This window comes from Bradyrhizobium sp. UFLA05-109, from assembly GCF_054185165.1.
This window is the reverse complement of the sequence record NZ_JBBIAR010000001.1, coordinates 119,571-133,036: the sequence shown is the minus strand read 5'-3', so window position 1 is coordinate 133,036 and position 13,466 is coordinate 119,571. Positions and strand designations below refer to the sequence as shown.

Here is a 13,466-nt window from a genome sequence, read left to right as displayed (position 1 = left end):
AGCGCGCCATGATCGGTCAATGTGCAAAGGCCTCCGCGGCAGTCAGCAGCGGAGGCCTGGCAATGAGAAAAATTCGCCGCCGACGGAAGCGTCAGCTCTTGGAGCGTCCCATCAGCGCGACCGGGCCTGGCTCGAGCACCTTGGGCGGCGCGTTGAGGGTATCAACCGGCGCCACTTCGCTGTCGGTGTCCGCCAGGAACTTGTCGAGCATGCCCTGGATCGAGCTCTTCGCGCCATCCGGTCCGGTGTCGCGCATGTCGTTGTGCTGGAAGTCCGTCTTCACGACGGTGATGCCCGCCTTCTCGCACTCCTCGTCCGTCGGGAGCACGCCGGGATCAGTCTTGAACTGCGGATCCTTCGAGCGGAAGGACAGGATCTTGAACTTGCCGGCAGTGACGAACGGAACGCGCAGATTGTCGAGCGTCACGACCTTCTTGACCTCGTCCGGATACTGCTTGGCGAAATACATGGTGATGTCGCCGCCCATGGAATGGCCGACCATGGTCACCCTGTCGTAGTTGGCGTTGGGCTGGACGCCTTTCATTTCGTGCAGCGCCAGATGGATGTTGGCCACACCACGCAAAATCTGCGGCAGGCGGCCGACATAGAGTTCGCCCGGCTTGGTCACCATCGGCGGATCGGTCGGCAGATCATGCTGCGGGCTGACCACGAGATATCCGCGCATCGCAAAGACGTTGGCGAGGAAGCCGTACTCGGTGTTCTTGACGGTGTTGCCGTGGTTGATCACTGCGACCGGCAGCGTGATCAAGCCGCTATCCGCCTGCATCTCGCGGTCACGACGGACGGCGATATCAACCGGCACCGGGCGGTTGTCGCGCGAGGCATCGTAGAAGGTGATCGTCTCGTGCTTGATGGCCCACTTCGCCATCGTGAAATAGGCAACGCCTACCAGGGCGGTGACGGAAACCAGAACGGCAATTCCACGCTTCATGTTCGTCCTCAGCCTCACGCTCAGGCTCTTCTGGCCTGAACTCCCGTTTGAAATTGTGTTGCTTGAAGGCTCTTGGGCCTCTTGTCGGTTATTCCCTAATATATGTCACAGTGACGTGACGGGAAGGCTAAATATTGTGAACTGGCAGCCCTTTCGTTGTGCGCTGCACTCGTCTAGCGGGCACGGTATTCCAAGACCACAAAGACCACTACGTTCGGTACTATGGTCCTTTTGACGCAACCTGTCTGCGCGGGGTTCAATCGCGACTGCCCCACCCGGTTCCCGTGGAACCGTCGGCTCCGTCGAAATAATCTTCAGTGGAAGTAGCTGCGTACCGCGCCCGGTCAGGCGCCGAGGATGTCGTGAAGTTCGAGCGGCTTGTCGACCTGGCTGAACCATTCGGCGCGGTTCGCGGCGCGGCGGCGTCCGCGCTCGTCGAGCGGCAGCTTGAGCTGGCGGAGCAGGCTGGTCACCTCCTCGCGGGCGGTGACGTGGCCGAGATTGGGCCGCATGCCGAGGGTCGCTTCATCGATATCGTCGAGGGCCGTCAGGCCACGCGGAAAAAATTCGCGGTAGACGACACGTTCGGCAAAGCCGTCGACATAGCGGAAGCCGAGCCGAAGCGACAATTCCTTCAATCCGTCGGCGACGAGCTGCTTGTTGCGCGAGCCCAGCATCGACAGGCGGTTGCGCACGACGATCCAGTCGGAGGTCGAGCCGTCGAGCTGGCGGCGCTTGCGGCGGGTGTCGCGAACCATCTCGGCATAGTGGCTCTCGCCGGTCACCGCATAGTTGGCGGGATCGACGGTGCCGAGCACATCGAAGTCGAGGAAGCTGTCGTTGATCGGCGTGACCAGCGTATCCGCCATCGAATGCGCGAGCCGCATCAGGTAGCTGTCGGTGCCGGGCGTATCGATCACGATGAAATCGAAGTTGCTCTCGACCGCCGAGACCGCCTCCATAAACTGGAGGAACTCGGAGTTCTCGTTGTCGGCGATCTGCATCGTCTCGCCGAGCTTGATGCAACGATGCACCGGCAACTCGAGGGCGAGGCCGGTGCGGCGCGCCCAGGCGGAACGGTTGTTGATGTAGCGCGTAAAGCTCTGCTGGCGGCAGTCGAGGTCGATGGTGGCAACGCGCTGGCCGGCCTTCAGCAGCGCGACCGCGATGTGCAGGGCAGTGGTGGATTTCCCAGAGCCACCCTTCTCGTTGCCGAGCACGACAACGTGCGCCGAGCCCAATTGGCCTTGGCTAGCCTGCACAAGCATGTAGGAATCCTCGACGCCCCGAACAATTATCTTCACTTGACCGCGTCTGCGGTCAAGTGAAATGCGTGACAGGAAATGCAAATCGCAACGCGCAGTTCTTAATCATGAATCGCACACGCATTTCGCGTCTGTGATCCAGCTGCATTGTTGCTCGCGCGAAACATTCTCTGACTCCAGCGGGGTGCATGGCGTCCACCAGTGCCGCTTGTTAAGGTTAGCCCCTGTTCCGCGGAACGTCGCCCGGCGGCCACGACTTCAGCCAAGACTCCGGAAGCCAAGACTCCAGAAGCCAAGAGTTGCGATGCCAAGAAGCCCCTTGATCGCCCGCACGGTCCCTGCCCTGCGGCGCAGCCTCGATGCTCTTCGCAAGCGGAAGGCCACGGTCGCACTGGTGCCGACGATGGGCGCGCTCCATGACGGGCATGTGTCGCTGGTGCGCCTCGCCAGGCGACGCGCGAGCCGGGTCGTCGTCTCGATCTTCGTCAACCCCACTCAGTTCGCGCCGACCGAGGATTTCGGCGCCTACCCACGCACCTGGAACGCCGATATCGCCAAACTCGCGGCGGAGGATGTCGACCTCGTCTGGCACCCGACTGTCGAGGCCATGTATCCGGAGGGCTTTGCCACCCGCATCGTGCCGCAGGGACCGGCGCTCGCCGGACTGGAGGATCGCTTCCGGCCGCATTTCTTCGGCGGCGTCGCCACCGTCGTCGCCAAGCTGTTCACGCAGTGTCGCCCGGATGTCGCGATCTTCGGCGAGAAGGACTTTCAACAGCTGCGGGTGGTGACGCAGATGGCCGGGGATCTCGACCTCGGCGTCAAAGTGGTTGGCTCGCGCACGGTGCGCGAGCGCGACGGGCTCGCGATGTCCTCGCGCAACGTCTATCTGTCGGCCGAGGAGCGCAAGCTCGCCCCCACCCTCTACCGAGCCATGACGGAGAGCGCTGGGCGGATCCGCGCCGGCGAAGCGATCGCGTCGGTGATGGCGGATGGCGCCGGGATGATCGAAAAGGCCGGCTTTGCGCCCGACTATTTTGAAGCCCGCCATGCCGAGACGCTGGCGCCGGTCACCTCGCGCAAGGACGGGCCACTGCGCATCCTGGTGGCGGCGCGACTCGGCACCACCCGCCTGATCGACAATATCCCCGTGTAGGACGCCCAGGTTGCGCTTGCGCGGTTCCTCGCCTGCATGGATGATCGGCGCGGGCGTGGAAAGCCAGGGCATGTCATCCATCCGCACGATCATCGCGAGCTGTGTGCTGGCGCTCGCCGCCGGCGGCATCGCACAAGCGCAGCAGCGGCCGCCGATCGGCGTGTTCGGCTCGCCGCCGAACGCCATGATCTTCTATGTCGCCCATGGTCCCGCCGGCGCCTGCGGACCCGGCTGCTCGGACTGGATCGCCGCCGAGGGCACCGTGCAATGGGACAGCTACAAGCGACTGATCGCGATCCTCGACCGCCAGCAAGGCCGAAAGCTCCCGCTCGTCATCCATAGCTGGGGCGAGTCCGATCTCAATGTCGCGACCAGCCTCGGCCGCATCCTGCGCGACCACGGCCTCGACGCCACCGCCGGTGCAACCGAGGTCGAGGCCTGCGCCGGCAAGCCCGAGGCCGAATGCTTTGTGTTGAAGCGCCCGGGCGGACCGCTCGACGCCAGGGTGACGGTACCGAACCCGGCCTGCGACTTCGCCTGCCTGCTCATGCTCGCTGGCGGCGTGCATCGCAGCCTGCCGCAGGGCGCGAAGGTGGTGCTGACGGGACGCTTTATCCGCAACCGCGTTGCGCCCAACGTCTCGGCTGAGCAGCGCGAGAGCCTGACGGCGCATTTTGGCGAGCAGTACCGCCGATACCTGCACGATATGGGGGTCGAGCCGGAGCTGATCGACATCGTGGACAGTCTTGGCGAAGGCGGGCGCGGGATCGAGATGCCGTCAACCGACTGGGCGCGGCTGCATCTCGTCACGCCGCCTTAGCGGCCACCTACAGCAATCCGAGATCGCGCAACTCGCGCCGCATCGGCTCGGGCATCGCCGCGATGGTTCCGGCAGCGGCTTTGCCGAGATCGGGCGGCACGGCATCTTCCGTCAGATAGCGCCACCCTTGGAACGGCCGCATCGGGCGCGGCGACACCGAGATCACCTTGGGCTGCATCACGATGCGGCAACGTCCTATGCCGTCCTTGTCGCGGAACGGCTCGATGCCGATGATCTTTTCGCGCGCGGCGATCTCGCCCTTGATCACCCAGTAGAGCGATCCGCCCGAGAGGATCTCGTCGCCACGCTTGGGCACCATGCGGGTGACGTGGACGTGGTGTTGCGGCAGCCCCTTCTTCTTGGCGGCCTGCATCCGCTCGGCGATCCACTCCTTCAATTCCTTGACGGAGTCGCAACCGACGGCGAGCTTGATCAGATGTAGTGACATGCCCCCAGCATTAGCGGGCCGGCCGCGGCTTTGAAAGCCGAACTAATTGTTATCCGCAGCCGCGGGAGCCGAAGCCGGAGCGGGCTGCGCAGCCGGCGCGATCTGAACCGGCGGAGCCGCAGGCGCACGCGCAGCCTTCGGAGCAGGCGGCTTCTTGGCAGCCGGCGGCGGCCCCGAGGCTTGCGCCGAAGTTGCCGCAGCAGGCGCGCGCGGCGCAGCCGGCGCTGCTGCGGTTCCCGATGGCGGGGCCGGCCGCGTGGCTGGCTCCGGCGCCATGATGCTCACCGCGGGCGTATTCGCGGCGCTCGGGAACTCTGCATTGGTCGGCTTGCCGGTCGGCACGGAAGGCGGCAGCGCGGCGACCGCACCCGGCATCGCCGCCACCGGCGTGTTCCAGCTCGATGCGTAGCGCGCGACCAGCCCCTCATAGACATGGGCGTCCATGTTGGCGGCGACCCGTTGCTGATCCGTCAGCGAACGGAACGCGGGGCAATCGAATTGCGTGCAACCGTCGCGGGCGACCAACACCTGCGCAACGAGGCCATAGCGGTCGTGCTCGATGGCCCGTCGCAACGCCTTGAGTTCCGGGCTCAGGTTTTTGCCGGCGGCCGCAACATCGCCGAGCGCGGTGAGACGGCCGATCTGGGCCGCGGTGTAGGAGACGGCGGCGGCGGTCGCTTCGGGCGAGCCGAACAGCGCCTTCTCGCAGGCCGCCAGAACGGTGTCGCCGGCCAGATCGTCAATGCAGGACAGCGCGGGCAGCGCGGCGGTCGTCACGGGCCGCGCGCGGGCTTCGCTCGCCGGTCCCTCTCCGCTCGGTGTGTAGGCGCGAATGGTCGCCGCGACCGCGATGCCGATCGCGAGCAGCGTGATCACGGTCAGCGCTCCATTGGCGACCGATCGCTCGGCGCGCAGCAGCGTGATCAGAAGGATCAGGCCGAAGAAGCCGGCGGCGGCCAGCGTCAGCCACATCGGAAAGCCCGCCGAGCGCCAGACTTCGTCGAGCGAATTGGTCCATGCCCAGTTCATGCGCGACGTCCCCTCACGCGAGCCGAGATGAAATTCAGTGATGGTAGCTGCCCGCAAAGCAGCAGCAGCCCGCTCACGATGTCGACTTGAACCGGGCCTTTTGACGGCGGGTCGACCTCCAATTCGTCATCCCACCCTTGCGTACCCTGTCACGACAAGGCGAGCTGGCTTTCCTTGGCAACCCGTTCGAAGGCTTCGGTCGAGCTCTTGATCCGATACTGACAATCGTCACCCTCGGTCGGCAGCAGGCGAATGACCTCGTAGGTACCACTGGCAGCCGGGCGCGCGATATTGCTGGCCGTGAAAAGGACGCGCGCGCCCACCGGGAATTTGTGCTTCAACACCCTCTCCATCACTCAAACAACGCCTGCCGCGCCCACGTGTCCCGCTGCGGCGGCCGGCCGGAAGCCCGGCGCGTGTATAGCACGCGGCCGGCCTTCTTGGCCAGCGCTATGCCACTATGGCAAATGTGTGATTTTGGTAATATTTTCAGCACGATAGCGGGCAGATCGTCCGCCAGGGGTACCGTCTGGAACCGCCGACCGCCTCAGGCCCCGTGGGGCAGCTTTCCGTCGGGGCTCGCATTATCCACAGCCTTGGGCAGCTCCTGGGCCAGGATCTGGCTGATCTGGTCGACCGGGATGTTGTAGCGCGCGGCAAGCTGCCTGACCGTGTCGTTGCCGAGCACCTGGCGGAGCTGGTCGGCCGATATCGGCAGGTTCTGGCCGTTGCCGAGCCACGACTTGACCTGATCCCCGAAGCCCGCCTGCTCGAGCTTGGCGACGATGGCGCCCAGGCCGCCCTGGTTGTTGCTGCCGAGCACCTCGTTGAGCACGGCCGGCAGCACCGCTGCGCCAAGCTGGCCGAGCGCGCTACGGAATGCGGGGTTGTTCTCAAGCGCGTCGAAGATTCCCATGGCCCGTCTCTCTCCCCTTGCGCCCGATGCGCGTTTCTCGTCGCCGATTGAGCGCCGCCTGCCGACCTGCCGTCAAGCCGCGCCCAATCACATTCCTGTCTGCGCGCCGATCCCGCCTCGCCTACGCGGTTTCGAACTTCTCGATGACCAGCGTTTCGGCGAGCCCGTCTCGCGTCCATTCCTGGAATGCTGGCTGCGCCAGCATGGTGTCCATATAGGCACGCGTCTGCGGCGTGACCTCGATCGCATAGGTGCGGAAGCGGTGCACAACTGGCGCATACATCGCGTCCGCCGCGCCGAAGCGGCCGAACAGGAACGGTCCGCCCGCGCCATAGCGCTCGCGGCACTGCTGCCAGATCTCCTGCACACGCGCGATGTTGGCTTGCGCATCCGCCGACAGCGTCACGGCACGCACCGGCCGATGCAGGTTCATGCCGCATTCGCCGCGCAGCGCCATGAAGCCGGAATGCATCTCGGCGCACACCGAACGGGCATGCGCGCGCGCCGCGACGTCGTCGGGCCAAAGCTTCTTCTCCGGAAAGCGCTCGGCGATGTATTCGATGATGCTGAGCGAATCCCACACCGTGACGTCGCCGTCGACCAGCACCGGCACCTTGCCGGCGCGGCTGAAGGAGATGATGCGCTGCTTGTCGGCGGGATTGTCGGTGTAGAGCGGGATCACGACTTCCTCGAACGGGATGTCGTTGGCGCGCAGCGCGAGCCAGGGGCGCATCGACCATGACGAATAGTTCTTGTTGCCGATCGCGAGTCTTAGCGCCATGTGACTGGTCCTTCTCAAACGCTGGTCCATCAAGCCGCTGCTTTTAACGCCATCGCCTGCACGCAATCAATCGTTGCCGCGGCGAAACATGCATGGCAATCCTGCGCGCCAATGAGGGGGTCACAATGAGCGGATACTGGGTCGACATCGCCGCGGTCGGCTTTTTCGTGCTGGAATGGTTTGTCTACGCCATCACGCTGGAGCACTCGGCCTATGGCCGCGACAGCCTGTCGGCGCGCATGAACCGCTACCGCGAGGTCTGGGTGCGCCGGCTGCTCGACCGCGAGGCGCGCATGGTCGACATGCAGATCATGGCCTCGCTCCAGAACGGCACCGCCTTCTTCGCCTCCACCAGCCTGTTCGCGATCGGCGGCGCGCTGGCACTCTTGCGGGCGACCAACGACGCGCTCACCATCCTGAGCGCGCTGCCCGTCGATCTCAGCCCCTCGCCCGCGCTGTGGGAGCTGAAGTGCGTCGGCCTCGTCCTGATCTGCGTCTACGCCTTCTTCAAGTTCGCCTGGGCCTACCGGCTCTTCAACTATGTAGCGATCCTGTTCGGCGGCATGCCGCCGGCCTCCCAGCGCGATACGCCGGAGGCTGAGGCCCACGTCATCCGCACCACGCGCCTGTTCGAGGCAGCGGGCCGGCACTTCAACCGCGGCCAGCGCGCCTTCTTCTTCGCGCTCGGCTATCTCGGCTGGTTCGTCAGCCCCTGGGTGCTGTTCGTGACGACGGCGGCCGTCGTGATCGTGACCTGGCGAAGGCAGTTTGCATCCAGCGCGTGGGCGGCGATGGCGCCTGAGCGGGCGGCGCCGAAGGGGCTAGATCAATCGTCATGGCAAGGCGGTGAACCGTCATCCTGAGGTGCGAGCCGCGCAGTGCAAAAGCATTGCGCTGGGAGCCTCGAAGGATGAACGGCCGAGGTGCAGCGCGGCCGATTGCCGACGTGAGACAGCATTTGCGCTGCGGACAGGACCTGCGAGGAAACCGCGCCAGCTTCGCGCCAGCTTCGCGCCGTAAACGACCTCAACGGGATGCTACGGTCGCGCTCGGTGGACTCCGCCAGCATTGCTGAACGCGAACTGACGGAACGAGAAGGCAAGTGCGACGGACGCCCCCTTCTCGCGTGACTGAAAATCGGCGAGCCATCCGACGTTGTCCACTTTTTCCTGGTCAGCTTATGAACCGTCAAGAGCGCCGGGCTGCGGCCAAACAATCCCAGAAGATCGCACCGCAAAATCTGGAGGCCGCAAAACGAAGTTTGGAGGCCGCGAAGCAGGGCAAATCGCTGTTTGATCTCGGCCGGTATGCCGAAGCCCTGGAGTGCTTCAACCTGTTCGAGAAGCTCAATCCGAATATCGCAGCTCTGCATCAAACGCGCGGCCTTTGCTTCCAGCGGTTGGGCCGGTTCGAGGAGGCGCAGGCCGATTTCGAGAGGTCCATTGCGCTGAACCCCGGCGAGGCGGAGACGCACAAGAACCTTGGCACGCTCCATTCAAGATTTGGCCGGATGGAGCAGGCACTAGCGAGCATCGATCGCGCGCTCGAACTTCGTCCGAATTTTTCCGCAGCGCTCAACGAAAAGGCACGGGCGTTGTGGAGTCTGCAATTTCTGGATGAGGCTTTCGCGGCCTTCCACAAATCGCAGGCGGTAGATCCGAGCAATGCCCACACGATCTGGAATCTCGCGCTGCTTCAGATGCTGACCGGGGATTTTGAGCGGGGCTGGTTGGGACGCGAGGCCCGTTGGAAAGCGTCTCTCGGCCTCGTCGATCGCGGATTTTCGCAGCCCCTCTGGCTTCGTCACCAGCCGATCGAAGGCAAGACCATATTGCTTCATGCCGACGAGGGATTGGGCGATGCAATTCAGTTTGCGCGCTATGTGCCCATCGTGGCCGCGCTCGGCGCTCAGGTCATCCTGGAGGTCCCCCCTTCGCTCCAGCGGCTCCTGGCTGAGGTGTCCGGCGTCGCAACGTGTACCGTCCGATCGTCTTCGACATCACTGGCGTTCGACCTTCACTGCCCTCTTGGAAGCCTGCCGCTGGCGTTCGGGACGCGGCTCGATGCGATCCCGTTCGCAGAGCCGTACCTTCCTGCGCCTCCGGCGGCGCGCGTGGAGGCCTGGGAAGACAGGCTTGAAGACCGGATTGGCCCCCGCAATCGCTTCCGTGTCGGTCTTGTCTGGTCGGGGAATCCGGATCACAACAACGATCACAACCGATCGATGGCACTGCGCACGCTCGCTCCCCTGCTGGATTGCGACGTCCAGTTCGTCAGCCTGCAAAAAGGCGTCCGGGATCAGGACCGCCCGTTCCTCGGCGAACGCTCCGACATCGTCGACCTGACGGACCAGCTCACGGACTTCAGCGACACCGCGGCGCTGATTTCCTGCCTTGATCTGGTGATCTCGGTCGACACCAGCGTCGTCCATCTCGCCGGCGCGCTGGGCGCTCCCGTCTGGACCATGTTGCCTTTCAACCCGGATTGGCGCTGGCTGCTCAACCGCGACGACAGCCCGTGGTATTCGTCCATGAGGCTGTTCAGGCAACCCAGGAGAGGCGACTGGGCCAGCGTCGTGGACAGCGTTCGCCTCGAACTGGAGGGCCTGGTTTCCGCGCGGCAGTCGGAACCGCGGCAACACCCGGGCAAGGCCTTGCCCCCCAAACCCCAGGATGCGCTCCTCTCGAATTACCTCGGCTATCAGCACTGGCAACTCGGGCGCATGGACGAGGCTGTGCTGCATTTCCAGCGGGCGCTGAAACTGAATCCGCAATACCTGGAGGCAGCGAATAACTGCGGCAAGCTGCTGTTTGATCTCGGCCGATATGCGGAAGCCCTGGAATACCTGGACGTAGCAGAGAAACTGAATCCGAATTCCGCAGTTCTGTATCAAATGCGCGGCGTTTGCCTCCAAGAGGCGAACCGGTTCGAGGAAGCGGAGGCCGACTACGGGAAGTCTATTGCACTGGACTCCGGTCTGCCGGAAACGCACAACAACCTTGGCTTGCTTCATTCGAGACTTGGCCGGATCGAGCAGGCACTCGCGAGCTTCGCTCGCGCGCTCGAGCTTCGTCCGGATTTTGCCGCAGCGCTTTCCAACAAGGCATGGATATTGTTGGATCTGCAATTGCTGGATGAAGCTTTCGCGACCTTTCACAGATCCTTGGCGATCGACCCAGACCGCGCGCCGACGATTTTCAATTTCGCTCTGCTTCAGCTGCTGACCGGAGACTTTGCGCGGGGCTGGCTGGGACGCGAGGCCCGTTGGAAAGCATCGTCCCTCGGCCTCGCCGGTCGCGGTTTTTCCCGCCCCCTTTGGCTTGGTGACCAGCCGATCGAAGGCAAGACCATATTGCTTCATGCCGACGAGGGATTGGGCGATGCAATTCAGTTTGCGCGCTATGTGCCCATGGTGGCCGCGCTCGGCGCTCGAGTCATCCTGGAGGTCCAGCCTCCGATCCAGCGGCTCCTGGCCGGGGTGCCCGGCGTCGCAACGTGTACTGCCCGATCGTCTTCGACGTCGCTGCCGTTCGGCCTGCACTGTCCTCTTGGAAGCCTGCCGCTGGCGTTCGGGACGCGGCTCGATACGATCCCGTTCGCCGAGCCGTACCTTCCTGCGCCTCCGGGGGCGCGCGTGAAGGCCTGGGAAAACAGGCTTGAAGACCGGATTGGCCCCCGCAATCGCTTCCGTGTCGGTCTTGTCTGGTCGGGGAATCCGGATCACAAGAACGATCACAACCGGTCGATGGCACTGCGCACGCTCGCTCCTCTCCTGGATTGCGACGTCCAGTTCGTCAGCCTGCAAAAAGGCGTCCGGGATCAGGACCGGGCGTTCCTCGGCGAATGTTCCAACACAGTGGACCTGACGGAACAGCTCACGGATTTCAGCGACACGGCGGCACTGATTTCCTGTCTCGATCTGGTGATCTCGGTCGACACCGGCGTCGTTCACCTCGCCGGCGCGCTGGGCGCTCCCGTCTGGACCATGTTGCCTTTCAACCCGGATTGGCGCTGGCTGCTGAACCGCGACGACAGCCCGTGGTATCGGTCCATGAGGCTGTTCAGGCAAAACGCGCCGCGCGAATGGTCGGGAGTCATCGAGCAGGTGCGCACCGAATTGCGCAAGGTCATTGCTGGCTGGAGCCCGGAGAAAAGGACGATCGGCGCAGAGTAATCCCGCGGCAAAGCCGGGGCCTTAGGAATTGGGAAGCCCCCCCGAGATGCTGCCTCAGCTCGTTGTGCAACGTCTTTGCCCCCTCTCGGGGGCAAAGTAGAAGCTTTGTGCTTGCGCCGAGGATTTCGCTTTATGACCCGATTGCGACATGGCTAGACCAGAGTCGTCTTACCAGTGTCACAACGACGCGATCGACCCAACGGTGTGCCGCACACCAGCGCCCTCGCCTAGCTTTGCGACGTCCTCAGCGCCCAGCTGGCGGGAAGATTGCGAAAGGCCAGATGGACCCCAGCATTGAGGGAAGCCGTCTTGAAGCCGTATTTGCCCCAAGCCGCAGCCAGCGCCTGTTTGGTGAAGATCGAGATGTGACCATTGCGCGGCCCGACGTACCACCAGGCGACACCGGAATTGCATATGTCCTCGGGCTGGGTCAGCGTGGAATAGAGCACGGCACCCGGCTCGCCCACGAATTCGACGATCCTGCCGATCCCGTCCACCGGATCAGGCAGGTGCTCGAGCGTCTCGAAGCACGTCACCAAGTCGAACCTCCCGCTGGGTTGACCTGCATGCTCCTCGACCATCGGATCGTAGGTGACGGCTTCCTTGAAGCCATGCGCCCTCAATCTGGAACAAAGCACGTCGTTGCCGCCGCCGTAGTCGAGCACCCTCATGCCGGCCTTGTGAGGAGCCCACAGGTTGGCCACCCAATCGGCGTTTCCGCTCGGACGCTTGCTGCGATAGTCAGGATCGAAGATGTGGTAGTCGTCGTTGTAGATGTGGGTCTTGAAATCGCCGAGACCCCAGTCGTCGAACGCATCGGTGAACAGGAAGCCGCAGGTTGCACACCGGCGATAATAGATCGGGATGCCCGAGAGCGGGGTGTGCTGGTCTCTCGAAATCTCACAAGGGCGGTTCATGTCGACGACGCCATAGAGCGGCGATCGGCCGCCGCAGATCTTGCAGGCCATGTGCGCCTTCGAGACCGGCCTGAGTCCCAGTTCAGCTACTGACATGCTCTACGCATTTGCTTCCGCGACGCCGCGTGCTTCAGGATGCTGGCCGGAGCCTTGAAGTCCGTTGATATCCTTCGAACACTCATCGCTTTGATGTACTGCCAGAATGTTGATGCCGAGAGCCAACGACTGGTAGCCGTTGTCCCGTAGCCAATGCTCGAGTTGCCGGTTATCCGTCTTGATTTTTTCGATGAACAGCATCGGGCGATACTTCTTGATCGTCTCCCAAGCACCCGCAAGGGCTTCCATTTCCATTCCCTCGATATCAATCTTGATGAAATCGACTCGAGGCAGGTTGAGCTCGTCCAGCGTCATTTTTTGTACGGGCACCGTGTTGTCGGTATAGTTGATCGACTGACCTATGAATTCGTTACCCGGGCGCTGCCGCAATTCCAGGCTGCCGAAGCTGGAAGGCGTAAGATAGTTTGGATTTGGAATTTGCATCGTGCCGGATTCGGAGGAAACGGCAGCATGCACCGCTAACGCATTAAAGCAGTTGTTAATGGCAATGTTGCCCGCCAGCGCATAGTAGATCCGCTCCTGGGCTTCGATCGCAATCACCGAACCCCAGCCTGTCATCGACGAGGCCCATTCGATCGTGTGCACGCCGATATTCGCGCCACAATCAATGGCGATCACTCCGTCACCGTGGTGCCGCCGTCGTAATGCCAACAAGTCGAGAGCTGCCCTCACTTCGCCTGGATCGAAGGCGGCCGTTTCCAGGATCTGAAACCCCACGCCGTAGCCACGGTCAGGACTGACCATGCGATAGTCGAATCGATTGACTATCATCGTTCCATGGTTGGACGAGGCCAAGACAAAGGCCAGCTTTTGCCCCGCGATAGGCATTGCAGAATCTCCTTTAACCTAGATCAGATGCCACTATTCCAATGCCCGCTTGTGCGAAGCTGA

13 protein-coding genes are annotated in these 13,466 nt (G+C 63.3%); 4 read left to right on the top strand and 9 right to left on the bottom strand.

What is annotated here, in order from left to right:
• Nucleotides 1-91: 91 nt before the first annotated feature.
• Nucleotides 92-952, bottom strand: a complete 861-nt coding sequence (locus Q3C01_RS00615; RefSeq protein ID WP_458143037.1) for an alpha/beta fold hydrolase — start codon at nucleotides 950-952, stop codon at nucleotides 92-94.
• A 344-nt stretch (nucleotides 953-1,296) separates the two neighbouring features.
• Nucleotides 1,297-2,220 carry a division plane positioning ATPase MipZ gene (locus tag Q3C01_RS00610; protein ID WP_458143035.1) on the bottom strand — a complete coding sequence of 308 codons (924 nt, stop codon included), beginning with the start codon at nucleotides 2,218-2,220 and terminating at the stop codon, nucleotides 1,297-1,299.
• A gap of 301 nt (nucleotides 2,221-2,521) precedes the next feature.
• Between Q3C01_RS00610 and panC the strand changes: the two genes are divergently transcribed.
• Together panC and Q3C01_RS00600 are read left to right on the top strand one after the other, a co-directional pair.
• Nucleotides 2,522-3,373, top strand: coding sequence for a pantoate--beta-alanine ligase (gene panC, locus Q3C01_RS00605; protein ID WP_458143033.1), 852 nt, complete (start codon nucleotides 2,522-2,524; stop codon nucleotides 3,371-3,373).
• A gap of 70 nt (nucleotides 3,374-3,443) precedes the next feature.
• Nucleotides 3,444-4,193 (top strand): hypothetical protein, encoded by a 750-nt coding sequence (locus tag Q3C01_RS00600; protein WP_458143031.1) that lies wholly within the window; start codon nucleotides 3,444-3,446, stop codon nucleotides 4,191-4,193.
• A gap of 7 nt (nucleotides 4,194-4,200) precedes the next feature.
• On the opposite strand, the gene Q3C01_RS00595 is transcribed toward Q3C01_RS00600, so the two are convergent.
• From Q3C01_RS00595 to Q3C01_RS00575, 5 genes are all read right to left on the bottom strand, one after another.
• Complete coding sequence (locus tag Q3C01_RS00595; protein WP_458143029.1) at nucleotides 4,201-4,641, bottom strand: DUF1489 family protein; 441 nt, start codon at nucleotides 4,639-4,641, stop codon at nucleotides 4,201-4,203.
• A 42-nt stretch (nucleotides 4,642-4,683) separates the two neighbouring features.
• Nucleotides 4,684-5,670 carry a hypothetical protein gene (locus Q3C01_RS00590; RefSeq protein WP_458143027.1) on the bottom strand — a complete coding sequence of 329 codons (987 nt, stop codon included), beginning with the start codon at nucleotides 5,668-5,670 and terminating at the stop codon, nucleotides 4,684-4,686.
• A 149-nt stretch (nucleotides 5,671-5,819) separates the two neighbouring features.
• Nucleotides 5,820-6,023, bottom strand: a complete 204-nt coding sequence (locus tag Q3C01_RS00585; protein WP_156944292.1) for a hypothetical protein — start codon at nucleotides 6,021-6,023, stop codon at nucleotides 5,820-5,822.
• Nucleotides 6,024-6,217: 194 nt separating this feature from the next.
• Complete coding sequence (locus Q3C01_RS00580) at nucleotides 6,218-6,586, bottom strand: YidB family protein (RefSeq protein ID WP_458143025.1); 369 nt, start codon at nucleotides 6,584-6,586, stop codon at nucleotides 6,218-6,220.
• A gap of 121 nt (nucleotides 6,587-6,707) precedes the next feature.
• Nucleotides 6,708-7,367 carry a glutathione S-transferase family protein gene (locus tag Q3C01_RS00575; RefSeq protein ID WP_458143024.1) on the bottom strand — a complete coding sequence of 220 codons (660 nt, stop codon included), beginning with the start codon at nucleotides 7,365-7,367 and terminating at the stop codon, nucleotides 6,708-6,710.
• A gap of 125 nt (nucleotides 7,368-7,492) precedes the next feature.
• Between Q3C01_RS00575 and Q3C01_RS00570 the strand changes: the two genes are divergently transcribed.
• Entirely contained in the window at nucleotides 7,493-8,230 is a 738-nt protein-coding gene (locus Q3C01_RS00570) for a DUF599 domain-containing protein (protein WP_458143205.1), read from the top strand.
• Between the two features lie 398 nt (nucleotides 8,231-8,628).
• Nucleotides 8,629-11,541: a tetratricopeptide repeat protein gene (locus Q3C01_RS00565; RefSeq protein WP_458143022.1), complete on the top strand. Its 2,913-nt coding sequence runs from the start codon at nucleotides 8,629-8,631 to the stop codon at nucleotides 11,539-11,541.
• 227 nt (nucleotides 11,542-11,768) lie between these two features.
• On the opposite strand, the gene Q3C01_RS00560 is transcribed toward Q3C01_RS00565, so the two are convergent.
• Both Q3C01_RS00560 and Q3C01_RS00555 read right to left on the bottom strand, forming a co-directional pair.
• Nucleotides 11,769-12,554 carry a class I SAM-dependent methyltransferase gene (locus Q3C01_RS00560; protein WP_458143021.1) on the bottom strand — a complete coding sequence of 262 codons (786 nt, stop codon included), beginning with the start codon at nucleotides 12,552-12,554 and terminating at the stop codon, nucleotides 11,769-11,771.
• A gap of 3 nt (nucleotides 12,555-12,557) precedes the next feature.
• Nucleotides 12,558-13,403: an FkbM family methyltransferase gene (locus Q3C01_RS00555; RefSeq protein ID WP_458143020.1), complete on the bottom strand. Its 846-nt coding sequence runs from the start codon at nucleotides 13,401-13,403 to the stop codon at nucleotides 12,558-12,560.
• Nucleotides 13,404-13,466: the final 63 nt, after the last annotated feature.

Bases quoted from the DNA above. Each gene is read 5' to 3' on its own strand.
- Q3C01_RS00610 (WP_458143035.1), bottom strand. From the start codon at position 2,220: ATGCTTGTGCAGGCTAGCCAAGGCCAATTGGGCTCGGCGCACGTTGTC.
- Q3C01_RS00575 (WP_458143024.1), bottom strand. From the start codon at position 7,367: ATGGCGCTAAGACTCGCGATCGGCAACAAGAACTATTCGTCATGGTCG.
- Q3C01_RS00555 (WP_458143020.1), bottom strand. From the start codon at position 13,403: ATGCCTATCGCGGGGCAAAAGCTGGCCTTTGTCTTGGCCTCGTCCAAC.
- Q3C01_RS00570 (WP_458143205.1), top strand. From the start codon at position 7,493: ATGAGCGGATACTGGGTCGACATCGCCGCGGTCGGCTTTTTCGTGCTG.
- Q3C01_RS00615 (WP_458143037.1), bottom strand. From the start codon at position 952: ATGAAGCGTGGAATTGCCGTTCTGGTTTCCGTCACCGCCCTGGTAGGC.
- Q3C01_RS00585 (WP_156944292.1), bottom strand. From the start codon at position 6,023: ATGGAGAGGGTGTTGAAGCACAAATTCCCGGTGGGCGCGCGCGTCCTT.
- Q3C01_RS00600 (WP_458143031.1), top strand. From the start codon at position 3,444: ATGTCATCCATCCGCACGATCATCGCGAGCTGTGTGCTGGCGCTCGCC.
- Q3C01_RS00580 (WP_458143025.1), bottom strand. From the start codon at position 6,586: ATGGGAATCTTCGACGCGCTTGAGAACAACCCCGCATTCCGTAGCGCG.
- Q3C01_RS00590 (WP_458143027.1), bottom strand. From the start codon at position 5,670: ATGAACTGGGCATGGACCAATTCGCTCGACGAAGTCTGGCGCTCGGCG.
- Q3C01_RS00560 (WP_458143021.1), bottom strand. From the start codon at position 12,554: ATGTCAGTAGCTGAACTGGGACTCAGGCCGGTCTCGAAGGCGCACATG.
- panC (WP_458143033.1), top strand. From the start codon at position 2,522: ATGCCAAGAAGCCCCTTGATCGCCCGCACGGTCCCTGCCCTGCGGCGC.
- Q3C01_RS00595 (WP_458143029.1), bottom strand. From the start codon at position 4,641: ATGTCACTACATCTGATCAAGCTCGCCGTCGGTTGCGACTCCGTCAAG.